This window comes from Halomonas sp. SIMBA_159, from assembly GCF_046536035.1.
Taxonomy (GTDB): domain Bacteria; phylum Pseudomonadota; class Gammaproteobacteria; order Pseudomonadales; family Halomonadaceae; genus Vreelandella; species Vreelandella venusta_A.
In genome coordinates, this window is record NZ_JAWJBT010000509.1 from 1 (window position 1) to 274 (window position 274).

At 38.0% G+C, this 274-nt stretch carries 1 protein-coding gene; it reads right to left on the minus strand.

The annotated features are described in order from the left end of the window. Window positions 1-256, minus strand: a 256-nt coding sequence (locus R0J87_RS20220; protein ID WP_498888492.1) for a SulP family inorganic anion transporter, incomplete at its 3' end; no start/stop codon positions are given. Window positions 257-274: the final 18 nt, after the last annotated feature.

Sequence of the window (274 nt, forward strand, 5' to 3'; positions counted from 1 at the left end):
CTTTAGTGAACCTGGGAAGAATATAAATAATGAGTAACGTAACCGCAACCACGATATAAGTCAGGTTAGATATTCCAACAAAATGGGGCACTTGTGCCATAAAGATTAGGATAGCAAGCGCATTTACGAAACCGACCATAACCGATCTAGGTATAAATTTCATAAAGCGAGCAATTTTCAGTGCACCAAATATGAATTGGATCATCCCAGTTAAGATGGTCGTAGCAAATAAATACTCAATTCCATGATCTTTCACCAAGGTCACCATTAACAG